Below are 1,637 nucleotides of genomic sequence, written 5' to 3'. Positions count from 1 at the left end.
ACGCTGGAGTTCAACCAGCTCGCGCCGGACGAAGCGCCGCCGCCGGACAGCACCAATGCCCGGTTGGAAGCCGAGGCCGAACGCATGGGCGGCAATTCGCGGCCGCTGGCGGGCTGCCAGCTGCTGATCGTGTCGGCGCACCGCGACATGCGCACCGAGGCCCAGGCCGCCGTGCGCCACATGGGCATGCTGGTGGATGTGGTCGGCAGCGTGGCCGAGGCCGAGCAGTTCTGCCGGGAAGGCCTGCCCCATGCCATGCTGTTCGACGCGGCACAGATGAGCGAGCCGCTGCTGCAGCTGATCGCCGGCGTCATGCGCGACGCGCCGGACTTCGCCTTCGTCGAGATGTTCGATGGCGAGCACCGCACCCAGCTGTCCACCGCCACCGGTGACGGCGTGGCCCGCATCTCGCGCCGCCACCTGCCCGACGCCCTGCCCTCGCTGCTGATGTTCGAGCTGGCCAAAAGGGTTTAGCGGCTTCTCTAGAATCCGGGCATGCTGACCCGCCGTGCCCTTGCCTCTGCCCTGATCTGCGCCGCCGCGCTGACGGGCTGTGCCCGCGAGCAGGCACCCGCCGTCGACTATGTGCTGCTGAACGGCCAGAAGGCCAGTTCGCGGGACTGGACCGGCAAGGTCATGCTGGTCAACTTCTGGGCCACCAGCTGCGCGACCTGCGTGAAGGAAATGCCGCAGATCGTCGCCACCCACGACAAGTTCAAGGCCCGCGGCCTGGACACTGTCGCCGTGGCCATGAGCTACGACCCGCCGGCCTTCGTCGCCAAGTACGCCGAGACGCGCAAGCTGCCCTTTGGCGTGGCCATCGACAACACCGGCAGCGTCGCCCAGGCCTTTGGCTCGGTGCAGATGACGCCGACCACCTTCCTCATCAACAAGCGCGGCGAGATCGTCAAGCGCTTTGTCGGCGAACCCGACTTCGCCGCCCTGCACGGCCTCATCGAGCAGCTGCTGGCTGAGGCGTAAGCCCGTCGATGAAGACGGCCATGCGCGCCGCGATGAAATCGACCTCTTCCTCCAAAGCGAAGTGCCCCGTGTCGAGCAGATGCAGCTCGGCCTCGGGCAGGTCGCGCAGATAGGCCTCGGCGCCCGCCGCCGGGAAGAAGGCGTCGTTGCGACCCCAGACGATCAGCGCCGGCGGCCGATGTTCGCGCAGCCAGGCCTGCCAAGCCGGGTAGCGCGCCACGTTGCGGTGGTAGTCCAGCGCCAGGTCCACCTGGATGGCCTTGCGGCCGGGCAGGTCCAGGAAATGCTGGTCCAGCAGCCAGCCCTCGGGGGCGATACGCGCCGGCTCGCGGGTGCCGCCCTCGTATTGCATGCGCGTGACCTCGGCCGTCAGGATGCCCGTGACGGCTTCCACGGCACCTGGCCGGYCGGGCTGCAGCGCAACCATGTCACGTGCCATCGCGCTCAATCCCTCCTCGTAGGCATTGCCGTTCTGGATGACGAGACCGGCAATCCATTCTGGGTGGCGCTCGGCAATGCGCAGGCCGATGGGCGCGCCGAAGTCGAACAGGTAGGCGACGAAGCGGTCCAGGCCCAGCGCCTCGCAGAACCCCTCGACGACATCGGCCAGGCGGTCGAAGCTGTAGCCAAACTCGGCGGCCGGCGGCGCGTCGCTG

At 68.6% G+C, this 1,637-nt stretch carries 2 protein-coding genes and 1 pseudogene; 2 read left to right on the top strand and 1 reads right to left on the bottom strand.

Annotated features, from left to right (window positions below):
* Nucleotides 1-474 (top strand): annotated as a pseudogene (locus ACXJKR_RS31875) (hypothetical protein); the annotation flags it as partial.
* 21 nt (nt 475-495) lie between these two features.
* Nucleotides 496-981, top strand: a complete 486-nt coding sequence (locus tag ACXJKR_RS31870) for a TlpA family protein disulfide reductase (RefSeq protein WP_082532494.1) — start codon at nt 496-498, stop codon at nt 979-981.
* Here the strand turns inward: ACXJKR_RS31870 and ACXJKR_RS31865 are convergent.
* Nucleotides 953-1,637: alpha/beta fold hydrolase (locus ACXJKR_RS31865; RefSeq protein ID WP_457326259.1), on the bottom strand; the 685-nt coding region annotated here is incomplete at its 5' end. The genes ACXJKR_RS31870 and ACXJKR_RS31865 overlap by 29 nt on opposite strands.

Source organism: Roseateles sp. P5_E11, assembly GCF_054049355.1.
Note: the sequence above shows the minus strand (reverse complement) of the source record. Positions and strands in the feature narration are given on the sequence as shown.

Excerpts from the sequence above, each read along its gene's own strand:
- ACXJKR_RS31870 (WP_082532494.1), top strand. The coding sequence starts at position 496 with ATGCTGACCCGCCGTGCCCTTGCCTCTGCCCTGATCTGCGCCGCCGCG.